Origin of the sequence: Bradyrhizobium sp. SZCCHNRI2009, assembly GCF_032485115.1 — a bacterium.
Lineage (GTDB): Bacteria > Pseudomonadota > Alphaproteobacteria > Rhizobiales > Xanthobacteraceae > Bradyrhizobium.
In genome coordinates, this window is record NZ_JAUEUH010000001.1 from 1,292,225 (window position 1) to 1,313,876 (window position 21,652).

Annotated in this window: 22 protein-coding genes; 16 read left to right on the forward strand and 6 right to left on the reverse strand. The window is 67.1% G+C overall.

Features of this window, described 5'->3' with window-relative positions:
- Positions 1–24 precede the first annotated feature (24 nt).
- On the forward strand, positions 25–1,644 hold the full coding sequence (locus QX041_RS05840; RefSeq protein WP_315749901.1) for a peptide chain release factor 3: 1,620 nt from the start codon (positions 25–27) through the stop codon (positions 1,642–1,644).
- Positions 1,645–1,853: 209 nt separating this feature from the next.
- A complete protein-coding gene (locus tag QX041_RS05845; protein WP_316164674.1) occupies positions 1,854–2,429 on the forward strand; it encodes a GDSL-type esterase/lipase family protein in 576 nt (191 codons plus the stop codon).
- Positions 2,430–2,471: 42 nt separating this feature from the next.
- Here the strand turns inward: QX041_RS05845 and QX041_RS05850 are convergent, their stop codons facing one another.
- The 3 genes from QX041_RS05850 to QX041_RS05860 all read right to left on the reverse strand — a co-directional run bounded on the left by QX041_RS05850 (position 2,472) and on the right by QX041_RS05860 (position 4,571).
- Complete coding sequence (locus QX041_RS05850) at positions 2,472–2,879, reverse strand: helix-turn-helix transcriptional regulator (protein WP_315749903.1); 408 nt, start codon at positions 2,877–2,879, stop codon at positions 2,472–2,474.
- Positions 2,876–3,742, reverse strand: a complete 867-nt coding sequence (locus QX041_RS05855; RefSeq protein WP_316164675.1) for a S1C family serine protease — start codon at positions 3,740–3,742, stop codon at positions 2,876–2,878. The genes QX041_RS05850 and QX041_RS05855 overlap by 4 nt, the downstream gene beginning before the upstream one ends.
- A 97-nt stretch (positions 3,743–3,839) precedes the next feature.
- A complete protein-coding gene (locus QX041_RS05860) occupies positions 3,840–4,571 on the reverse strand; it encodes an aspartate/glutamate racemase family protein (RefSeq protein WP_316164676.1) in 732 nt (243 codons plus the stop codon).
- Positions 4,572–4,732: 161 nt separating this feature from the next.
- Here QX041_RS05860 and QX041_RS05865 point away from each other — a divergent pair, with 161 nt between their 5' ends.
- The 9 genes from QX041_RS05865 to QX041_RS05905 all read left to right on the forward strand — a co-directional run bounded on the left by QX041_RS05865 (position 4,733) and on the right by QX041_RS05905 (position 14,190).
- Positions 4,733–5,326: a hypothetical protein gene (locus QX041_RS05865; RefSeq protein WP_316164677.1), complete on the forward strand. Its 594-nt coding sequence runs from the start codon at positions 4,733–4,735 to the stop codon at positions 5,324–5,326.
- Between the two features lie 189 nt (positions 5,327–5,515).
- Positions 5,516–6,103 carry an NnrU family protein gene (locus QX041_RS05870; protein ID WP_315712484.1) on the forward strand — a complete coding sequence of 196 codons (588 nt, stop codon included), beginning with the start codon at positions 5,516–5,518 and terminating at the stop codon, positions 6,101–6,103.
- 2 nt (positions 6,104–6,105) lie between these two features.
- Positions 6,106–6,930, forward strand: a complete 825-nt coding sequence (gene panB / locus QX041_RS05875; protein WP_315749907.1) for a 3-methyl-2-oxobutanoate hydroxymethyltransferase — start codon at positions 6,106–6,108, stop codon at positions 6,928–6,930.
- A gap of 167 nt (positions 6,931–7,097) precedes the next feature.
- A complete protein-coding gene (locus QX041_RS05880) occupies positions 7,098–8,690 on the forward strand; it encodes a class I adenylate-forming enzyme family protein (protein WP_316164678.1) in 1,593 nt (530 codons plus the stop codon).
- Between the two features lie 177 nt (positions 8,691–8,867).
- Positions 8,868–9,521 carry a tetratricopeptide repeat protein gene (locus QX041_RS05885; protein WP_316164679.1) on the forward strand — a complete coding sequence of 218 codons (654 nt, stop codon included), beginning with the start codon at positions 8,868–8,870 and terminating at the stop codon, positions 9,519–9,521.
- A gap of 45 nt (positions 9,522–9,566) precedes the next feature.
- Positions 9,567–10,097: a hypothetical protein gene (locus QX041_RS05890; RefSeq protein WP_315749912.1), complete on the forward strand. Its 531-nt coding sequence runs from the start codon at positions 9,567–9,569 to the stop codon at positions 10,095–10,097.
- 82 nt (positions 10,098–10,179) lie between these two features.
- Positions 10,180–11,550, forward strand: coding sequence for a ribosome biogenesis GTPase Der (gene der / locus QX041_RS05895; protein WP_316164680.1), 1,371 nt, complete (start codon positions 10,180–10,182; stop codon positions 11,548–11,550).
- A gap of 29 nt (positions 11,551–11,579) precedes the next feature.
- Positions 11,580–12,833 (forward strand): TCR/Tet family MFS transporter, encoded by a 1,254-nt coding sequence (locus tag QX041_RS05900; protein WP_316164681.1) that lies wholly within the window; start codon positions 11,580–11,582, stop codon positions 12,831–12,833.
- Positions 12,834–12,969: 136 nt separating this feature from the next.
- On the forward strand, positions 12,970–14,190 hold the full coding sequence (locus tag QX041_RS05905) for a PLP-dependent aminotransferase family protein (protein WP_316164682.1): 1,221 nt from the start codon (positions 12,970–12,972) through the stop codon (positions 14,188–14,190).
- A gap of 76 nt (positions 14,191–14,266) precedes the next feature.
- On the opposite strand, the gene QX041_RS05910 is transcribed toward QX041_RS05905, so the two are convergent.
- From QX041_RS05910 to QX041_RS05920, 3 genes are all read right to left on the reverse strand, one after another.
- On the reverse strand, positions 14,267–15,493 hold the full coding sequence (locus QX041_RS05910) for an ABC transporter substrate-binding protein (RefSeq protein WP_315712474.1): 1,227 nt from the start codon (positions 15,491–15,493) through the stop codon (positions 14,267–14,269).
- Between the two features lie 144 nt (positions 15,494–15,637).
- Positions 15,638–16,777 carry a hypothetical protein gene (locus QX041_RS05915; RefSeq protein ID WP_315749919.1) on the reverse strand — a complete coding sequence of 380 codons (1,140 nt, stop codon included), beginning with the start codon at positions 16,775–16,777 and terminating at the stop codon, positions 15,638–15,640.
- A gap of 101 nt (positions 16,778–16,878) precedes the next feature.
- The gene (locus QX041_RS05920; protein ID WP_316164683.1) at positions 16,879–17,517 is read right to left on the reverse strand and encodes a TetR/AcrR family transcriptional regulator; all 639 of its coding nucleotides are present in this window, start codon (positions 17,515–17,517) and stop codon (positions 16,879–16,881) included.
- Positions 17,518–17,678: 161 nt separating this feature from the next.
- On the opposite strand from QX041_RS05920, the gene QX041_RS05925 reads away from it, so the two are divergent.
- From QX041_RS05925 to QX041_RS05945, 5 genes are all read left to right on the forward strand, one after another.
- Positions 17,679–18,596, forward strand: a complete 918-nt coding sequence (locus tag QX041_RS05925) for a DUF3313 family protein (protein ID WP_316164684.1) — start codon at positions 17,679–17,681, stop codon at positions 18,594–18,596.
- A complete protein-coding gene (locus tag QX041_RS05930) occupies positions 18,593–19,834 on the forward strand; it encodes a patatin-like phospholipase family protein (RefSeq protein ID WP_316164685.1) in 1,242 nt (413 codons plus the stop codon). Before QX041_RS05925 ends, QX041_RS05930 begins: the two co-directional genes overlap by 4 nt.
- A gap of 23 nt (positions 19,835–19,857) precedes the next feature.
- Positions 19,858–20,154 (forward strand): hypothetical protein, encoded by a 297-nt coding sequence (locus QX041_RS05935; protein WP_315712468.1) that lies wholly within the window; start codon positions 19,858–19,860, stop codon positions 20,152–20,154.
- Between the two features lie 159 nt (positions 20,155–20,313).
- Positions 20,314–21,207, forward strand: a complete 894-nt coding sequence (locus tag QX041_RS05940; protein ID WP_316164686.1) for a VOC family protein — start codon at positions 20,314–20,316, stop codon at positions 21,205–21,207.
- 25 nt (positions 21,208–21,232) lie between these two features.
- Positions 21,233–21,622: a 4Fe-4S binding protein gene (locus tag QX041_RS05945; RefSeq protein ID WP_315712465.1), complete on the forward strand. Its 390-nt coding sequence runs from the start codon at positions 21,233–21,235 to the stop codon at positions 21,620–21,622.
- The last annotated feature ends 30 nt before the right edge of the window (positions 21,623–21,652 follow it).

Here is a 21,652-nt window from a genome sequence, read left to right on the forward strand (position 1 = left end):
CCCCGAAACGACGTCCGCCGCCTCATGTCCGATACAAGTTTGACGACCGAACAGCCGTCCCGCTCCGCGCTCTCCGACGAGGTCGCGCGCCGGCGCACCTTCGCCATCATCTCGCACCCGGACGCCGGCAAGACGACGCTGACCGAGAAGCTGCTGCTGTTCGGCGGCGCCATCAACCTCGCCGGTCAGGTCAAGGCCAAGGGCGAGCGCCGCAACACCCGCTCGGACTGGATGAAGATCGAGCGCGAGCGCGGCATCTCGGTCGTCACCTCGGTGATGACCTTCGAGTTCGAAGGGCTGGTGTTCAACCTGCTGGACACGCCGGGCCACGAGGACTTTTCCGAAGACACCTATCGCACGCTGACCGCGGTCGACTCGGCCGTCATGGTGATCGACGCCGCCAAGGGCATTGAGGCGCGCACGCGCAAGCTGTTCGAGGTCTGCCGCCTCCGCGACATCCCGATCATCACCTTCATCAACAAGATGGACCGCGAGAGCCGCGACACCTTCGATCTCCTGGACGAGATCGAGAAGACGCTGGCGCTCGACACCACGCCGATGACCTGGCCCGTGGGGCGCGGCCGCGACTTCATCGGCACCTATGACATCCGCGACGGCGGCGTGCGCCTGCTCGAAGGCGGCGGCGCCAAGACCGGCGCGGCGCAGCAGATCGACATCGCCGAGCTCGGCAAGATCAACGCCAATCTCGACATGAGCCAGATCACCGACGAGCTGGAGCTGGTCAAGGAGGCCTGCAAGCCGTTCGACCTCGAGGCATTTCGCGAGGGCCACCTGACGCCGGTGTATTTCGGTAGCGCGCTGCGCAATTTCGGCGTCGGCGATCTGCTCGAAGGCCTCGGCCGCTACGCGCCGTCGCCGCGCGCGCAGGAGTCGAACCTGCGCAAGGTCGACGCCGCCGAGCCGCGCATGAGCGCCTTCGTGTTCAAGATCCAGGCGAATATGGACCCCAACCACCGCGACCGCATCGCGTTCGCGCGGCTGTGCTCGGGCAAGCTCAACCGCGGCATGAAGGCGAAGCTGGTACGCACCGGCAAGACCATGCCGCTGTCGAGCCCGCAATTCTTCTTCGCCCAGGACCGCTCGGTGGCGGACGAAGCTTTCGCCGGCGACGTCGTCGGCATTCCCAACCATGGCAGCTTGCGCATCGGCGACACCCTGACCGAGGGCGAGGATCTCACCTTCGTCGGCGTGCCGAGCTTTGCCCCGGAAATCGTCCGCCGCGTCCGCCTCACCGATGCGATGAAAGCGAAGAAGCTGAAGGAAGCCTTGCAGCAGATGTCGGAGGAGGGGGTCGTGCAGGTGTTCCGCCCGCGTGACGGTGCGCCGGCGCTGGTCGGCGTGGTGGGACCGCTGCAGCTCGACGTGCTCAAGGCGCGGCTCGATGCCGAGTACTCGCTGCCGGTCGAATTCGAGATCTCCGAGTTCTCGCTGGCGCGCTGGATCTCGTGCGACGACAAGAAGAAGCTCGAGGCGTTCATCGCCGCCAACAATTCCGGCGTCGCCGACGACGTCGACGGCGATCCGGTGTTCCTGGCCAAGAACGAGTTCTATCTCGGCTACACCAAGGAACGCGCCGAAGGCATCGTGTTCTCCAACGTCAAGGACGTGAAGAAGAAGGCCTGACGCTGCTGCTCTCCGGTCATTCCGGGGCATCGCGAAGCGATGAGCCCGGAATCCATTTTGCCTCTTATTCTGTCGCTCAATGGATTCCGGGCTCGCCCTGCGGGCGCCCCGGAATGACGCGTAGAGAGAAACAGGACTCTTCCACAGTCGACTTGGCGCATGCTGCGTGATGAGACCCGTAGCGCCGCGCGCTTTTCGCCAGACGATTGGTGAGCTACGCTTCCTCTCACACCAAGCGGGGGGAAAAGAAAATGCCAGCGGGATCTTTGGGCCGCCTTGTCCGGCGCCAGATGGTGGAACTGTTAGCTGTGTGTGGCTTGGCGTTCGCGGCGACCGGAGCGGCAGACGCCGCCGAGGTGGTCGCGCTGGGCGCCAGCAACACCTATGGCAAGGGCGTCAATCGCGGCGAGGATTTTCCGGCCCAGCTCGAGGCCATGCTCCACGGCAAGGGCGTTCGGGTCAGCGTCGCCAACGCCGGCATCAACGGTGATACCACCGCCGGGATGCTGTCCCGCTTCGACAGCGCGGTCGATGGATCAACCCGCGTGCTGGTGCTGCAGCCCGGCGGTAACGACGCCCGCAAAGGGGTCGGCGACCAGCGCGCCAGCAGCATCAGCGCCATGTTGGCCAAGGCCGCGCAGCGCCGCATCAAGGTCGTGATGGTCGAGAACGGCATGTTCCGTGGCCTGCCGCATCAGGTCGACGGCGTGCATCTGACCCCGGAGGGCTATCGCATGCTGGCCGCATCGCTGCTGCCCCGCGTGATGAGCGGCTTGCGGAAGTAGCTCGCCGCGAGGTCGTGAAGCGCGCCGCGCCGGCCTGCGGTCTCACAGCTCGATGATCCCGCGCCGCGCCGCATGCGCCACCGCATCGGTCCGGCCCGTTGCATCGAGCTTGTCGAGCAGCGAGCCGACGTGGAACTTCGCCGTATGTACGGAGATGCCGAGGCTGCGCGCGATCTCCTTGTTGGAGCAGCCCTCGGCCATCAGCGCCAGGACGTCGCGCTCGCGCGCGGTGAGCTGAAAATCATCGATCGCCTGGCCGTCGATCCTGTCGTCGCCGCTGCGCGCCTCATCACTGCCATGCAACGGCGCGACGGCGACGTCGGCGCTCTCGCCGGGCGCGACCAGCGTCAGGCCCGTGACATCGCCGAGCAGCGCCGCCAGCCGGTCGGCCAGCTCGGCATCATCGACCGCGATCGCGATCCTGATCGGCGCGCGCGCCTTCTCGCTCACGCCGGCCTCTCGCCGATGGTCAGGGCGAACTGCACCGGCTCGCCGGCACGCAGCGCTGCGACCTCGACGACGGCGCCGACGCTGTCCGGACCGAGTTCGCGCATCATCGCGCGCATGCCCCTGAACGGCTCCTTGTTGAGAGCGGTGATGACGTCACCCTGGCGCAGGCCGGCGGCCGCGGCCGGGCCGCTCTTGTCGAGGCTCATGATCATCGCACCGAGTCCATCGTCGAGCCGGACCGGCTGCAGGCCGGCACCGAGATAGCCGCGAGCGATGCGACCATGCGTCTCGAGCTTGCTGGCGACCCGTTCGATCGTGGCCGCGGGTATCACGAGCGTCCGGCGCGGGCCGCGCACGGCCATGCCGATCGCGTGGCCCGCAGCGTCGAGCACGAGACCGCCTTCGGCGCTGTGCCGCAGCCTGGTGTCGAGCTCGATGCGCGCATCGATGTCGCCGCCGCGCAGGCTGCGCCAGGCGCCTGCCGATTGCGAGACCATCGCCAACGCCGCGGCCGGCTTGCCCTGATCGGCGGCGACGAGGATGGCCAGAGCGCCGAGCGGCGGCACGCCGCCGGCAAGCGAGGCGGCCGCGACATCCTTGCCTTGGAAGCGGAGCAGGGTAATGTCGGTGGTGTGATCACGCCCGGCGATCGTGACGGGGCGGGTCGTGCCGTCGGCGAAGGCGAGCACGATCTCGCCCTCCTCGGCGAGGGTCTCGTCCGCCGTGACGACGAGGCCCGGCTTCCAGACGAAGCCGGAGGCGCGCGTGCGGTGCGAATGGACCGAGACCAGTGATGGCGCTGCGGCGGCAACAGCGGCGGCCAGCGCGGAGGACAGTGAGGAGAGGGCGGACAGCTCGGGCATCGACGGCTCCATGGGTTGATCCCAATGTGGCGCGTCGATGGTCGTTGCGGAACTCCCCAGGTGGGCAGGCTGCGCTCATCCGGGCTACAAGTTGAAGTCAGAGCGTCGTCCGCGCCTTCGACAGCGGAAAGGCGAGATCGCCGTGCTTCGACGTCTTCAGCCCCAGTCCGATCAGCGCCTCGGCGAAGCGCACCGCGGCAGCGACGCCGTCGATCACGGGAATTCCGAGCTCGGTGGAGAGGTCGTGCGCGAGATCGGCCATGCCGGCGCAGCCGAGCACGATGGCGCCGATACCGTCCTCGCGCAGCGCCGCCCGGCATTCGCCGAGCAGCGTGCCGCGGACATTGGCCTCGGGCTTGTCGAGGTCGAGCACGGCAACGTCGACGGCGCGCACCCTGCGGCAATGCTGCTCCATGCCGTAATTGCGCACGAGGTGCTCGGCGATCACCTTGGTGCGCGACAGCGTCGTGACGATGCTGAAATGGGTGGCGACGAAGCTCGCCGCATGCATCGCAGCTTCCGCGATGCCGAGCACCGGCACAGCCGACAATTCGCGCGCGGCGAGCAGGCCGGGATCACCGAAGCAGGCGATCACATGGGCGTGGCAGCCTTCTGCGTCTCCGGCCTCGACCTCCTTGAGCATGCCGACCGCGGCAATCGCCTCGTCGTAATGGCCCTCGATCGAGGCGGCGCCGAACCGCGCGGTGCGGCCGACGATCCGCGTCGACGGGCTTGCGCTGGCCTGGGCCGCCTTGGCGATCAATTCGGTCATCGTCGCCGTCATGTTCGGGTTGATGACGTTGATCACGGTCTCGCTGTGGCGGCTCATCGTCGCGTCCGTCTGCTGTCGCATCCTGCCGTGTTCTAGCCGAGTTCCGCTGTTACGGTCGAGAGCCGTTCGCGGCGCCGAACGCGCAGACGTGAACGGGATTGAGCTTGCGAATTCTGCGATCGGATCCAGCTTGGAGTCCATCCCAGCCCGAGAGTCCCATGCTCCGTGTCGTCGTGCTCCTCCTGCTGATGGTGGCCGCTCCGGTCGCCGCCGACGCGCGCCGCCAGCAGATCAATCCGGTGCCGTTCGCGCACACGCCGTGCAGCGTGCTCGACGAGCAGCCGTGCACGCCGTCGTTCTGCAGCGTCTTCGGGCCGTGGCCGTGTATTCCCGAGATGAACTATCCCTATGGCCAGAACCTGCAACTCACGATCGAGAGCCGGCCCGCCAGGGATCAGGAAGCCAAATATCAGAAGCCGGATCACGATCTCGACACGATCGGCGATCTGTTCTCAGCGCTGCGCGCGTGCTGGACGCCGCCGCCGGAGGACAGCGCCCGCGCCGGGATGCAGATGACGGTGCGCTTCAGCTTCAAGCGGACCGGCGAGATGATCGCGCCGCCACGCGTGACCTTCGCGACATCAGGCGCCCCGGCCGACACGCGCGCGACCTATCTGAAGACGATCAATGCCTCGCTCGACGGCTGCCTGCCGCTGAAGTTCACAAAGGGGCTCGGCGGTGCGCTCGCCGGCCGGCCGATCGCGATCCGCTATGTCGAGAATCGCGATCTGAAGAACACGTCGGAACGGTGATGGCGTCGTCCGCTGTGCTCCATCTCCCGACCGCGTAGCCCGCCATGCCACTTCGGCTTTTCGAGCCGCCCCGGAACGACGGCGAGCGGGCGGGAGTGCCTGACGTTGAAATGCGCCACGTTGCGAGGCGGCCCCCGGAAATGATACCGATGCGCACGCACAGGTCGCGTGCAAGCGAAGGGGGACGCCGTGGGACTTCTGGTGATGGTGGTGGGGCTGGTGCTGTTTCTCGGCGCCCATGTGTTCACGACCCGGCGCGAGGCGCGCGCGAAGGTCATCGCGCGGCTGGGCGAGGGCACGTATAAGCTCGTCTATACTGTCGTGGCCCTTGCCGGCCTCGCCCTGATCGTCTGGGGTTTTGCCGCGTACCGCCACGACGGCGGCTGGATCCAGGTCTGGACGCCGCCGAAGGCGCTCAAGCACATCAATCTCGCCTTGATGCTGCCGGCGGTGATCATGATCGTCGCCGCCTACATCCGCGGCCGCATCTACACCGTGCTGAAGCATCCGATGCTGGCCGGCGTGAAGCTGTGGGCGTTCGGGCATCTGCTCGCCAATGGCGATCTCGGCGGCATCATCCTGTTCGGCTCGATCCTGGCATGGGCGGTGTTCGACCGCATCTCGCTGAAGCGCCGCGCCGACGCCGGCGGCCCGCCGATCCCGGTCGGCGGCGTTGGCAATGACGTGATCGCGGTGGTGGTCGGCATCGTCGTCTATCTCGCGCTGGCCTTCGCGTTCCATCCTGTCGTGCTCGGCATTCCCGTCATCGGGGGGTAGCGATGTCGGTGCAATCGACCGTCCGCCGCAAGACGGCTCCCGAGATCCGCGCCCGCAAGGGCGGCGAGCCGATCGTGATGCTGACGTCCTACCACGCCCATACCGCGGCGCTGGTGGATCGCCATTGCGATGTGATCCTGGTCGGCGATTCCCTCGGGAATGTGATGCACGGCTTCGAGACCACCGTGCCGGTGACCCTGGAGATGATGATCCTGCAGGGCTGCGCCGTGATGCGCGGCTCGCGCCAGGCGCTGGTGGTGGTCGACATGCCGTTCGGCTGCTACGAGGCCACGAAGGAGCAGGCGTTTCATGCGGCGGTGCGGATCCTCAAGGAGACGCAATGCGGCGCGGTCAAGCTCGAGGGCGGGGCGCGGATGGCCGAGACGGTCGCCTTCCTCAGCGAGCGCGGCATCCCGGTGATGGGCCATGTCGGCCTGACGCCGCAATCGATCAACACGCTCGGCTCGTTCCGGGCGCAGGGCCGCGACGAGGCGGATTGGGCCGCGATCGAGAACGACGCTGCGGCGATCGCACAGGCCGGTGCGTTCTCGGTGGTGATCGAGGCCGTGGCCGAGCCGCTGGCGCGCAAGATCACGCAGCAGATCGCGATCCCCACCATCGGCATCGGTGCCAGCGCCGCCTGCGACGGTCAGGTGCTGGTTTTGGAGGACATGCTCGGCCTGTCGCCGCGGGCGCCGAAATTCGTCCGCCGCTACGGCAATCTGGGTCCGGCGATCGACGAGGCGATCGAACGCTACGCGGCCGACGTGCGTACCCGTGCGTTTCCGGCGGCGGAACATGTCTACGGAATGAAGTCAAAGACCTGACGGGCGCCTCTCGCTTGATCGGCCCGTTGGCGTCGTGGTGCGCGCGGCGTCACGGGATGAATCTCCGGCGCTGGCGGAGATAGCCAAGCGCGTCATCCCTTGGTTATGTTTCAGGCTGGTCCGCGTCGCGGCGAACAACGACAAGAAGCCAAGCTCGGGGAAACTCCATGGACTGGTCGACCTATGTAACGCCGCCGATGCGGCGCGAAGCCCGTTTCGGCGATCGCGTGGTTCCGTTGTTCACGGAGCGGCCCGCGAACCTCTGGGCCATGGTCGAAGAAGCGGTGGAGCGCAACGGCGACGGCGAGGCGCTGGTCTGCGGGGCCGTGCGGCTGTCGTGGCGCGAGGTCGCCGCGACCGCCGCGCGGATCGCCGGCGGGCTGCAGGCGAGGGGCTTGCGCAAGGGCGACCGGCTGGCGCTGCTGCTCGGCAACCGCATCGAATTCGTGCTCACGTTGTTTGCCGCAGCCAAGCTCGGGCTGATCACGGTGCTCCTGTCGACGCGACAGCAGACGCCGGAAATCGCCTATGTGCTGAAGGATTGCGGCGCCCGGCTGCTGCTGCACGAGGCTGCGTTGGCGGACCGGTTGCCGGCCGCTGCGGAAACGCCGGAGCTGGCGGGGCGCATTGCCGTCGACGGTCGTCCGGCGCGGTCGGATTTTGCAGCGCTGGCCGATCATGCCGCGCACGAAAATCACGTCGAGGTGACCGAAGAGGACACCGCGATGATCCTCTACACCTCCGGAACCACCGGCCGGCCGAAAGGCGCGATGCTCGCCCATTGCAACATCATCCACTCCTCGATGGTCTACGAGACCTGCCTGGGGCTGACGCAGTCCGACCGCTCGATCGCCGCCGTGCCGCTCGGCCATGTCACCGGCGTCGTCGCCAACATCACCAGCATGGCGCGCTGCGCCGGCACCTTGATCATCATGCCGGAGTTCAAGGCCGGCGAATATCTGAAGCTCGCCGCGCGCGAGCGCGTGACCTACACGGTCATGGTCCCCGCGATGTACAATCTCTGCCTGTTGCAGCGCGACTTCGACAGTCATGATCTCTCGTGCTGGCGGATCGGCGGCTTCGGCGGCGCGCCGATGCCGGTCGCCACCATCGAGCGGCTGGCCGCCAAGATCCCGGGCCTCCGGCTGGTCAACGCCTATGGCTCGACTGAGACCACCTCGCCGGCGACGTTGATGCCCTCGGATCTGACCGCGCGCCATATCGACAGCGTCGGGCTGCCGTGTCCGGGCGCCAGCATCCTGGTGATGGACGGGCAGGGGCGGGAGCTGCCGCGCGGTGAGATCGGCGAGATCTGGATCGGCGGCGGCCAGGTCATCAAGGGCTACTGGAACAATCCCAAGGCCACCAACGAGAGCTTCACCGCCGGCTATTGGCATTCCGGCGACCTCGGCTCCGTCGACGCCGACAATTTCGTCCGGGTGTTCGACCGGCAGAAGGACATGATCAACCGTGGCGGGCTGAAGATCTATTCGGCCGAGGTCGAATCGGTGCTGGCGAGCCACCCGGCGGTGGTCGAGAGCGCGATCATCGCCCGGCCATGTCCGGTGCTCGGCGAGCGCGTGCACGCGGTGGTCGTGACCCGCGAGCCGATGAGCGCCGAAGCGCTGCGCAGCTGGTGTGCCGAGCGGGTCTCGGATTACAAGGTTCCGGAAACCCTGACCGTGACCGCGGACCCCCTGCCGCGCAACGCCAACGGCAAGGTGATGAAACGGCAGTTGCGCGAAGCCTTGACGGCGTGATAGCCGCGTTCGGACGCTGTGGCAGAACCGGGGAGTAACGCCTTGATTCGGCTGGACTCGCCTTGCCACCGCCATGCCGATGCGGTATCGGCGCCGGCGCGCGGGCAACGGGCCGCTCGCGCGGCACTTCAAACGCATGCGCGCGCGCTCGCAGCGAACCTGACGGGATGTCCTTAGGTGTCTGAATTTATTGATGAAGTAGACGAGGAGGTCCGTCGGGAACAGCTCAAGAAGCTGTGGGACCGCTACTCGATCTTTATCATCGCCCTTGCCGTGCTGATCATCGCCGGCGTCGGCGGCTGGCGCGGCTACCAGTATCTCGAGGGCCAGAAGGCCGCCGAGGCGGGCTCAGCCTTCAACAAGGCCCTCGAACTCTCCGAGCAGAACAAGCATGCCGATGCGGAGAAGGCCTTTGCCGATGTCGCGGCCAGGGCCCCATCGGGATACCGCATGCTGGCCCGCTTCCACCAGGCTGCCGAGGCCGCCATGCGCGACAAGGCGGCTGCCGTGAAGATCTACGACCAGCTTGCTGCCGACCGCAGCATCGGGACCGAGCCGCAGTCGATGGCGCGGCTGCGCGCGGCAGGCCTGCTGGCCGATACGGCGCCTTACGCCGACCTCAAGCAGCGCCTCGAAGGCGAAACGGCGCCTGGCGCGCCGTTCCGCCACGCCGCCCGCGAATTGCTGGCGCTGTCGGCGTGGAAGGCCAACGATGCCGCGGCGGCCCGTCAATGGCTCGACATGATTGCGCTGGATGGTGAGACCCCGCCGGGCCTGCGCTCGCGCGCCGAAGCGCTGCAGGCGCTATTGCCTGCAGTCGCCAAGAGCTGATCGCGAACCTCGCGACGGCGAACCGAGTTGATTGGAACGACGATCATGCGCCGCCCCCAACGTGTCATTGCCCTCACGGTCCTCGTTGCGCTTTCCGGCGTGCTGGGCGGCTGCGCGAGCGGGGGAAGTTTCGACCCCTCGGACATGCTCGACTTCCTGGACACCAAGAAGAAGCTGCCGGGTGACCGCAAGCCGGTGTTCCCGGAGGGCGTGCCGGGTCTCGAGCAGGGCGTGCCGAAGGAACTCTACAAGGGTGCCCAGCAGCAGCCGGTGACCGACCCAGGCGCTCAGGCGGCTACGCCGCCGGCGCCTCCGGTGGAGGAGCCCAAGGGTAAAAAGGGCCGGCGGCAGGCGGCCGTGAGCAACCCGACGACGGCCGATCCGCAGGATGGCGAGGCTGCCGCGGTCGAGGAGGGCGCTGCCGCCGTTCCGCCGGCACCGAAGCCCAAGAAGATCGTGCGCCGCCGCACCACGGCACCACCGCCGGATGATGCTGCCCCGGCGCAGCAGCCGGCGGCCCAGCGATCCGGCGGCGGCTTCCCGGCGCCGATGCCGAGCGGCTCCTTCAGCCGTTAATCTCACCTGCGAATCGGCGGATCGCCCGTTCGGTTTTGCGGCCGAATGCGCTAAAGCTGCGCGCTCACGCGCACGGATCATCATGCCCTTCACCATCGCCATCATCGGCCGGCCCAACGTCGGCAAGTCGACCCTGTTCAACCGTCTGGTTGGGCAGAAGCTGGCGCTCGTCGACGACGTGCCGGGCGTCACGCGCGACCGCCGCGAGGGCGAGGCGAAGCTGTTCGATCTCAACTTCACGATCATCGACACCGCCGGCCTCGACGAGGGCCCCAAGGGCTCGCTGACCGCGCGCATGCAGGAGCAGACGGAAACCGCCATCGCGCTCGCCGACGCGCTGTTCTTCGTCATCGATGCCCGCATCGGCCTGACGCCCGCCGACCGCGCCTTCGCCGATTTCGCCCGCCGCGCCGACAAGCCGGTGCTGCTGCTCGCCAACAAGAGCGAGGGCAAGCATGGCGAGCTCGGCGCCATGGAGTCGTATGCGCTGGGCCTCGGTGATCCCATCCAGATCTCGGCCGAGCACGGCGAGGGCATGGGCGAACTCTACGACGCCGTCAGCAAGCTCGTGCCGCCCACCGACGACGAGGACGACGAGCGCGAGGAGACCGACGAGGAGCGCGCCAACAGGCCGATCCGGGTCGCGATCGTCGGCCGTCCCAATGCCGGCAAGTCGACCCTGATCAACCATCTGCTCGGCGAGGAGCGGCTGCTCACGAGTCCCGAGGCCGGGACGACGCGCGATTCGATCGCGGTCGAAATCGAGTGGAAGGGCCGCGGCTTCCGCATCTTCGACACCGCAGGTCTGCGCCGGCGCTCGCGCATCGAGGAGAAGCTGGAGAAGCTGTCGGTGGCGGACGCGCTGCGCGCGGTGCGCTTCGCCGAGGTGGTCGTGCTGATGATGGATGCGCAGAACCGCTTCGAGGAGCAGGATCTGCGCATCGCCGACCTGATCGAGCGTGAGGGGCGTGCCCTGGTCATCGCCGTCAACAAATGGGATCTGATGGACGGCAACCCCGGCCAGATCTCGATGCTCCGCCGCGATGCCGACCACTGGCTGCCGCAGGTCGCGGGCGCGCCGATCGTGGCGGTGTCGGGCCTGATGGGCGAGGGCATCGACCGGCTGATGCAGGCGATCGTCGAAGCCTACGCGGTCTGGAACCGGCGCGTGCCGACCGCGGCGCTGAACCGCTGGTTCGAGGGGGCGATCGCCGACAATCCGCCGCCGGCGGTGTCGGGCCGCCGGCTCAAGCTGAACTACATCACCCAAACCAAGGCGCGGCCGCCGAGTTTCGTGCTGTTCTGCTCGCGCGCCGACGCGATCCCGCAATCCTACTTGCGCTATCTCACCAACTCGATGCGCGAGACCTTCGAGCTGCCCGGCACGCCGGTGCGCATCACCCTGCGCGAGAAGGCCAATCCGTTCGCGCACAAGCGCAAGCGGCCGAACTGATCAATCGCGGTAGCGGAAGCGGTCCGGCCATGGAAGCAAGTCCGCCGAGCGTCGCGACCGAAAATGCGCCGGCCCCGCGCCGCGGCGCGGTCGCCTTCATCTTCGTCACCATCCTGCTCGACATGCTCGCGCTCGGGCTGATCATGCCGATCCTGCCGAAGCTGATCGAGAGCTTCGTCGGCAACGACACCGCGCAGGCGGCCCGCATCTTCGGCCTGTTCGGCACCGCCTGGGCGCTGATGCAGTTCGTGTTCTCACCGGTGCTCGGCAGCCTGTCCGATCGCTTCGGCCGGCGCCCGGTGATCCTGCTGTCGAACTTCGGCCTCGCCGCCGACTACGTGCTGATGGCGCTGGCGCCGTCGCTCGCCTGGCTGTTCGTTGGGCGCCTGGTCTCCGGCGTCACCTCGGCCAGCATCTCCACCGCCTTTGCCTACATCGCCGATCTGACGCCGCCGGATCGGCGGGCCGCGATCTTCGGCCGCATCGGCGCAGCGTTCGGTGCGGGGTTCGTGCTCGGTCCCGCCACCGGCGGACTGTTGGGTGACATCGATCCGCGGCTGCCGTTCTGGGCGGCTGCGGGGCTCAGCTTCGCCAACGCGCTCTATGGCTTCCTGGTGCTGCCGGAGTCGCTGAAGCCGGAACGGCGCAGTCCATTCCGGTGGCGGACGGCGAACCCGCTCGGTGCGCTGCGGCTGCTGGCATCGGACCGCATCCTGGCGGGGCTGTCGACCGTGAACTTCATCACCCAGCTTGCCCATGTCGTGCTGCCGTCGACCTTCGTGCTGTATGCGACCTACCGCTACGGCTGGGACACCCGCACCGTCGGCCTCACATTGGCGATGGTCGGCGTCTGCGCGATGATCGTGCAGGGCGGCGCGGTCGGGCTGATCGTCCGCCTGTTCGGCGAGCGCGGCGCGTTGATGCTCGGCCTGTCGGCGGGCATGGTCGGCTTCTTCATTTTCGGCGTGGCGCCGACGGGACCGCTGAGCTGGCTCGGCATCCCCGTGATGGCGCTATGGGGCGTGTCGGGCGCGGCCATGCAGGCTTTGATGACCCGCCTCGTCCCACCGGACAAGCAGGGCCAGCTACAGGGCGCAACGTCGAGCGTGCAGAGCGTGGCCCAGCTCGCGGGTCCCTTCCTGTTCACGCTGACCTTTGCCTATTTCATCGGAGCGGCCGCGCCGGCGCATCTGCCCGGCGCGCCGTTCCTGCTGGCGTCGGCGTTGCTGATCGTCGCTCTCCTGATTGCGGTGCGGACGCTGTCCTCGACAAAGAACAGCTAGACTAGCGCGCCGGCCTGAAGGTTCTCATCCGCTGACCCCACCGATGCAGCTCTCGCGCTCTCGCGGGACGGGGATTGCACATACTTCAAAATAGGTCAATAATACTGACATAAATATCCGGATCAGGGGAGGAATATTGGTGAGCTGGAAGCCCGTCTACGCGCGCCGCGCGGATCGCATGAAGGCATCGGAGATCCGCGAGCTGCTCAAGGTGCTGGAGCGGCCCGGCATGATTTCGTTCGCCGGCGGCATCCCCGATCCCGCGCTGTTTCCTGCAGCAGCGGCGGCGCAGGTCTATGCCGATGCGCTGGCATCGCCCAACGTGGCTTCCGCTGCTCTGCAATATGCCGTCAGCGAGGGCTACGGTCCGCTTCGCCAGTGGATCGCCGAGCACATGACCGCTCAGGGCATAGCGGCCTCGCCAGACAACATCCTCGTCACCGCGGGATCGCAACAGGCGCTCGATTTTCTCGGCAAGCTGCTGCTCACGCCCGCGGATACGGCGCTCGTCACCGTTCCCACCTATCTTGGCGCGCTGCAGGCCTTTTCGGCCTACGAGCCGCGTTACGATTCGATCGGTCCACGCGCTGCGAACCGCACCCCGGCCTCCTACGCGGACGAAGCCGCGAAAGAAGCTGCGGGGGCGCGCGTGAAGTTCGTCTATGTCGTGCCGGACTTTGCCAATCCGACCGGTGAGACGCTGTCGCGTTCGGCGCGCGCCGATGTCCTGGATCTCGCCGGCGAGCTGGACGTGCCGGTGTTGGAGGACAGCGCCTATTCTGCCTTGCGTTTCGACGGCGACGAGATGCCGTCGCTGCAGTCGTTGGACGTCCGTCGCCGCGGCTCGCTCGATGCTTCCCGCGTCATCCATCTCGGAACGTTCTCGAAGACGGTCGCGCCGGGCCTGCGCATCGGCTGGGTTTGTGCCTCGCGCGCCATCATCAGCCGTCTCGTCCTCATCAAGCAGGCGAGCGACCTCAACGTGTCAGCGATCAATCAGATCGTGATGCACAGGCTCGTGAAAGACGGAGGGCATGCCGGGCTGATTGCACGGGCGCGCGCGCATTATCGGCTCAAGCGCGATGCGATGCTGGGGGCACTTGAGGCACAGATGCCGTCAGAAGCGAGGTGGACGCGGCCCGACGGCGGGTTCTTCGTCTGGCTCACCTTGCCGGACGGCGTGTCCGGTGCCGCCTTGCTCGACCGGGCCATGAATCAGGCCCAGGTGGCGTTCGTTCCCGGGGCAGCTTTCTTCCACGACGGCAGCGGCACCAACACGATCCGCCTGTCTTATTCGCTGCCCGAGGAGGCCGTGATCGAGGAAGGCATCGGCCGCCTCGCGAGCCTGCTGCGCTGACGATGACGTGATTCTGCGCAGCGGCACTGGCGGGACGCGATGCTAATCCACCGCATCCCGCATCGGAGCTATCGGCTTACTTCTTCACCAGCGGACAGTCGCTGGCCTCGAGCGGCTTGGCGGCATCCTCAGGCGCGATCTTGGCGATCAGCTTGTAGTAGTCCCACGGGTATTTGGACTCTTCGGGCTTCTTGACCTCGAACAGATAGGCCGGGATCAGGCGGCGTCCGTCGGCGCGCAGCGGGCCCTTGCCGAACAGCGGATCGTCGGTCGGGATCTCCTTCATCTTGGCCACGACCTTGGCGCCGTCATGCGGATTGCCGCCGAGCGCTTCCAGCGTCTTGAGGTAATGCAGCGTGCCGGCATAGTTGCCCGCCACCGTCATCGACGGCATCGTGCCCTTCGGCGACAGCTTCTGGAAACGCTTGGACCATTCGCGGGTCTGGTCGTTCAGATCCCAGTAGAACGACTCGGTGAAGGTCAGGCCCTGCGCCACCTTCAGCCCCAGCGCATGCACGTCGTTGACGAACAGCAGGAGTGCGGCGAGCTTCTGGCCGCCCTGGACGATGCCGAATTCCGAGGCCTGCTTGATCGAGTTGGTGGTGTCGCCGCCGGCATTGGCAAGCCCGATGACCTTCGCCTTCGACGACTGCGCCTGCAGCAGGAAGGACGAGAAGTCGGCGGTGTTGAGCGGGTGCTTCACCGAGCCCAGCACCTTGCCGCCGCTGCTGGTCACCACGGCCGAGGTGTCGCGCTCGAGTGCGTGACCGAAGGCATAGTCGGCGGTCAGGAAGAACCAAGTGTCGCCGCCGGCCTTGGTCAGCGCCTTGCCGGTGCCGTTCGCGAGCATGTAGGTGTCGTAGGTGAAGGAGATGGTGTTTGCGTTGCACGCTTTGCCAGTCAGGTCCGCCGTGGCGGCACCGGAGTTCAACAGGATCGAGTTCTTTTCCTTGACCAGGTTGGAGACGGCCAGCGCCACGCCCGAGTTCGGCGTGTCCATGATCACGTCGACCTTCTGCGTGTCGATCCACTGCCGGCCGATATTGACGCCGACGTCGGGCTTGTTCTGGTGGTCGCCGCTGATGACCTCGATGGTCCAGCCCTTGGCCTTCAGGCCGGAATCCTCGACCGCCATGTTGACGGCTGCGACCGAGTTGGGACCGCCGATGTCGGCGTAGAGGCTGGACATGTCGTTGAGCACGCCGATCTTGACGACCTTGTCGTCGGCGAAGGCGGAGCCGGCAAAGCTGAGCGTGGTGGCGGCAAGCAGCGCAGCCATCCGCCGCGCATGAGACGTCGTCATCAAAGTCCTCCCTGGTGTCGTGCCACGGCGGGGCTTCTTGGGCGCCCTTTGCCGTCGGTCTCCCTGGATAGCCGGTCTTGTGAGTTGCGGCAATGCGCCAAAAGGCGCGAGACGCGCCCAAGGTTTGTGCGTTTCGCTTGAGCGTTAACGCAGGGCGTCCGAGGTCAGCCGGAATTTCTGGATGCGCTTACCGGTGTCGACCTCGGCGGTATAAACGTTGCCCTGCCGGTCGACAGCCATCGCGTGCACCCAATGGAATTGGCCGGCATTGCGGCCATTGTGGCCGAAGCTGCCGACCACGCTGCCGTCATCCCGCCTGATGATGCGGATCTCGTTGTTCTCGCCATCGGCAGACAGCAGGTAGGTCTGCTTCGGATCCGGCCAGATCGCGATGTCCCACACCGCGCCATTGCCGAGCGTGTTCTTTTCGAAGAACCATTCGGTCACGAATGTCCCGTCCTTCCTGAACACCTGGATGCGGTCGTTGATGCGGTCGCAGACATAGACGAGACCATCGTCGGCGATCTTCACGCAGTGCACGGGATTGCCGAACTGCTGGGCGACCGGTGCCTTGGGATCATACGGCGGCTGCTTGGCATCGTCAGGGAGATGGCCATAGGCGCCCCAATGCCGCTTGTAGGCGAGGGTGGTGGCATCGAACACGATGACGCGGCGGTTGCCGTAGCCGTCGGCGACGTAGATCTCGTTCGCCTCCTTGTCGATCGCTGTCTCCGCGGGCTTGCCGAGCTGGGTGGTGTCGTTGGAGCCCTTGCTCGGCGCCATCGTTCCGATCTGAGCGACGAACTTGCCATCGAGCGTGAACTTCAGGATGGCGTTGTCATTGTCGGCATTGCCGCCGATCCAGACGAAGCCGCGTTCGTCGACCTCGATGCCATGCTCGCGGCCGACCCATTCATAGCCCGGGCCCGGGCCGCCCCAGGCGCGCAAGAGATTGCCGTCGGTATCGAATTCGAGCACCGGGGGCGCCGGCATGCAGCATTTCGATCGCGGCGGATTGAGCGTGGCGCCTTTCTCGTCGTCGGTCAGCGAGCGCGGCCGGTGAATGATCCAGATGTGGCCCTGGTGATCAACCGTAATGCCGCCGACCTGGCCGAGGATCCAGTTGTTGGGGAGCTGCTTCGGCCAGGACGGCTCGACGGCGAACGCGGGCACCTCTGCTGCGGCGCTGGTGCTGCGAGAGAAGAGGACGTTGCCGGCCGCAACGGCGAACAGCAGAATGACCAGGGCAGGCCTTGTCGCGCGTCCGCGTCGTGCTCGCGTCATGCCGTCCTCCCCGATATGTGCTGCGGTCATCCGCTTATGAGCGCAGTCAATCGCGGGCATGGCGGAGTGTCAATCGCGCGGGGGGACGCCGATCGGCAGGCTCAGACCGGCGCCTGCTCCACCGCTTCCTTTTTCGACGGCGTCCGCAACGTGGGCGGCCGCAGAAAGCGCGTCAGCATGAGCCGTAGATGCTCACTGCTCTTCTTGATGTCGACGTTCGGATTGCGGATCGGCAGCGCGCGTGCGCCGTCGACGATCACGAACAGGATGTTCGCGGTCGCCTCCGGATCGAGGCCGGGATCGACCTCGCCGCGGCCCTGTGCCTTGGTGAGGAAGTCGACCAGCAGCGCCCGCATCGCGCGCGCATGGGCGTGGACGATGGCTGCAAAGTCGGCATTGCGGCAGGCCTCAGCCAAAGCCTCGGCGCTGAGGACCTGGGCCTGCGGCTGGTGAATGCTGGTGCTCTCGAGCTCCTGCACCAGGGCGTCGATCACGTCGGGCGAGGCCAGGATTGCCTGGAGGCGCGATGCAGCGTGGCTCAGATTCTGCTCGACCAGCGCCTGGATCATCGCCTCCTTGCTGGGGAAGTAATGGTAGAGGTGCCCCGGGCTGATCTTGGCGGCGGCGCAGATGTCGGTGGTGCTGGCGCCGTGAAATCCGTTCCTGACGAAGCACGACAGGGCGGCCTGGAGAATCTCCCGGCGCTTCTGCTCGTGCTTGACCGGATCGACCTTTCTCATCGCGTGTCCTGCCGGGCCAACTCTCGCCACATTCGTCGTTTCCGCCAACTGCTTGTAATATAAAATAATATTTCTCGCCGCTCTAATCTAGAGAATTTGATCTAGTTTCGTTGGACAAGCGCTACGGCTTGTGAGACTTAATTAGAGTGAGTTGTCTATCAATGGGTCTGACCGTTTCGATGCGTCTCGCTCCGCTGAAGTCGATGACCCTGGTTTCCCTGGCGCTGGCAACGGCCGGCTGCGCCACCGCTCCGCTCGAGCGGGCGGGCTCGCTCAAGAACTACGATCATCTCGCCGAAGCCAACGGCCTGGTGACGCGCGCGCAGATCAAGGCCAACAAGAAAGAGCTGCTCGAGGCCAAGACGATCCGGATCGAGCCGACCGCGTTTCCGCCGCGTCCCGACATCGCCCTCGACGACAGCGAGCGCAAGCTGGTGGCCAACGTCATCAGCCGGGAAATGTGCCTGCGGCTGAGCGAGCGATTCCAGATCGTCGGACCCCGCGAGGAGGCCGATCTGACGGTCAAGGCAACCGTCACCCATGCCACGGCGACCAACGCGACCGCCTCGGCCGCCTCGCAGGTGGCGTCGATCGCCAAGAGCGTCGCGCTGCCGGGCGTCCCGGTGCCGGTGCCGCGGCTGCCGGTCGGGCTTGGCACGCTGTCCGTCGAGGCCGAGGCGCGCGATTTCGCAGGGTTCCAGAAGGCCGCAATGGTGTGGGCGCGCGGCGCCAACTCGGTCTCGACTGCCCGCATGGCCAATGACGGCGACGCCTACGACCTCGCTTCCGAGTTCGGCGCCGACTTCGCGAAGCTGGTGTCGACCGGCGAGTCGCCGTTCTCAGGCGTCCCGTCGCTGGCCTCGCTGCCTTCGGTGTCGAGCGTGCCGGCCAAGCTCGGCGCCGCTCCCAAATATGCCGCATGTGAGCAGTACGGACGTTTCCCCGGCCTGAAGGGCTTCGTCGGTGCCGGTCTGGGCCTGCCGCCGGGCTGGACCGACAAGGGCGCCGAGGAAGCCAGGCCGGACGCGCCGCAGCCGTCGCCGGAGATCGCAAGCGTGGAGCAGCAAGCGTCGCGATGAAGTCCGCCGCCTCCTTCCGCGTGCTTGTCCCGCGTGTCCTGCTCGCGTGCGCCGCGTCGCTGCTGCTGGCGGCGTGCGCAGCCGTCATGCCACGCAACGCGTTGCCGGAGGCGGCGGCTGTCAGCGCCGACCCGGTCGGCTTCCGCAACGTCCGCTACTGGGGTGACGAGCCGGCGCCGCGCTTTGCCGAGGGCGCGATGTCACGCGCGTCGGCCGAACTCCCGATCTCGCGTCCGCTGAATTTCCTCGCGATCTCCGGTGGCGCCGAGAACGGTGCGTTCGGCGCCGGGCTGCTGGCCGGCTGGGGCGAGGCCGGCAACCGGCCGTCATTCGACATGGTGACGGGCGTCAGCTCCGGCGCGCTGATCGCGCCGTTCGTCTTCCTGGGCCGCGAGCACGATGACAAGCTGCGCGAGATCTTCACCGCCTATGAGCGCAAGGACATCTTCACGGTCAACATTCCCGGCCTGCTGCAGGGCTCGGCGCTGGCCGACAACACGCCGCTGTCGCGGCTGATCGAGAAGTATGTCGATCGCGAGTTTCTCCGCGACGTCGCGCGCGAGAGCAGCAAGGGCCGGGTGCTTCTGGTCGGCACCACCAATCTCGATGCGCAGCGTCCGGTGCTGTGGGACATGGGCCGCATCGCAGCCGCCGATACGCCCGAGGCGATCGCGCTGTTCCGCCAGGTGCTGCTGGCGTCAGCGACCGTGCCGGGCGCCTTCGCTCCGGTTCGCATCAAGGTGCGGATCGGCGACAAGGACTATGACGAGCTGCATGTCGACGGCGGCGTGACGCGGCAGGTGTTCATCGGTCCGTCGGTGCTGCGTCTCGTCTCCGGCCGCGGCCCGCGCCGGAGCGTGAGCGGCGCGCATCTCTACGTCATCCGCAACGCCCGCATCGATCCGCAATGGGACAGCGTCGGCGCCGACGTGCTCTCGGTGACGCAACGCTCGCTGTCGACCCTGATCAAGAACCAGGGCATCGGCGACATCTACCGCATCTACTCGGTGGCGAAGTTCAACGGCATCGACTTCAACCTCGCCAGCGTGCCGGCCGATTTCCAGGCCAAGGCCGACGGTCCGTTCGACCGCACCTACATGACCGCGCTATTCGATCGCGGCCACGACATGGGACGGCGGGGCTATCCCTGGGTGAAGAGCCTGCCTGGGCTGCAATCCAACGAGCACGGCATCACGGCGCAGATCCCGGCGCGCACGATGGCGGCTGCCGCGCGATGATCTGGCGAAGCTGCAGGTCTGTCGTGAGCTCCGCTGCGCGCGCCGCGCTGCTGATACCATTGCTGCTCGGCGGCTGCGCGACGTCGTCCACGCCGCCGCCCGACGCCACCACGCAGTTCCACAACACCTACAACTATCTCCCCGTCAACGACGTGCCGCATGACGACCAGCGTCCGGTGTTGTCGGTCGAGCAGCAGGAGAAGCTGCGTAAGGAGCTGATGGCGGTGCGCGATCGCCAGGCGCCGGCTGTGGCGAAGGCGGCTGCGGGCAAGTCGGCAGCCGCCAAACCCGCCGCGGCAGATCCTGCCGGACCGAGATAGGCGCCGGCCGCGGGCGGAGCGGCGCTGTCCGGCCCGGATCATTCACCCCGGAGAATGCGAGCCTCAACGGGGCGCCCGGCGATCAGGACGCGTCGGCCGTCTAACGTGGCCCCGCCGCATCGGGCGCGGCCGCAACGACGGACCAATCGGAGATCGCACATGGACCATCTGACCTTGCCGCGAACCGGCGCATCCAGCGAGATCGCGACCTTCGGGCCGGTGCATCTGGAGGTCACGCATCTCGAGCGCGCGATCGATTTCTGGTGCGAGACCGCAGGTCTGCGCCTGTGCAAGCGCAACGGCGCGGCCGAGCTCGGCACGGCGGGCGAGACGCTCGTGGTGCTGCATCCCGGTGCGAAACGCCCGGCGCTGCGCGGCTTCTCCGGCCTCTATCATATCGCCATCCATGTGCCCGACCAGGCGGAATTCTCGCGGATGCTGCGCCGGCTGATCGCCAGCCGCACGCCGATCTCGCCGGTCGATCACGTGATGTCCAAGGCGATCTATCTCAACGATCCTGACGGGCTCGGCATCGAGTTCACGCTGGAGACGCCGGAGCGGTTCGGCGGCTACGGCACGTTCGAGACCGATTTCACCGTGTTCGATGCCGAAGGCCGGCCCTGCAGTGGCAGGAGCCCGCTAGACGTGCGCCATGAGCTGGCGCAGGCGAAAGGACCGCCGCTGTCGGCGCCGCTCGCCGACGCCGCGCGGATCGGCCATCTGCATCTGCACGTCCCGCGCATCGAGGCTGCGCGCACGTTCTACACGCGGCTTGGCTTCCTGCCCGGCGCATTCGCGCCACAGCTGGGGTTTGCCGATCTCGGCGCCGGCGGCGCCTACACCCACCGTATCGCATTGAACGTCTGGCAGGGGATCGATGCGCCGCCAGCACCCGCAGGCGTGGCGCGGCTGCGCGGCTTCTCGATCCGCTTCGACACCCGCGCGCGCCTCGACGCCGCGCTGCGCGGCTGTGACGAGGTGATCGTGCGGGGCGATCAGTACGTGCTGCGCGATCCCGCCGGCACCGCGCTGATGCTGACCGCCGAAGCCTGATTCATCCGCCCATGGAGCCGACAGCGTGACCGACCAGACCGAGCCGACACCACCGCTCTCGAAGCGCACCAAGGCTGCCAAGGTGCGCAAGGCCGCGCAGCATCCGAAACGTCCGGGCGCCGGCTGCAAGGCCGAGCCGGGCAGCTTCGTGCCGGTCGTCGACCGCAACCGATGCGAGGCCAAGGGCGACTGCGTCGAGGTGTGCCCCTACAACGTGTTCGACGTTGCGCCGATCAGCGGCGACGATTTCCGAGCGCTGTCCTTCCTCGGCAGGATGCGCGTGCGCTTTCACGGCATGAAGACGGCCTACACGCCGAAGAGCTATCTCTGCCTTGCCTGCGGCCTGTGCGTGGTGGCTTGCCCGGAGCGCGCCATCGATCTCGTGGAGGTCGCGGCGGGTGACAGCGCGACGTAGGAGTGGAGCCTGCGACCGCCCTGGTGCCGT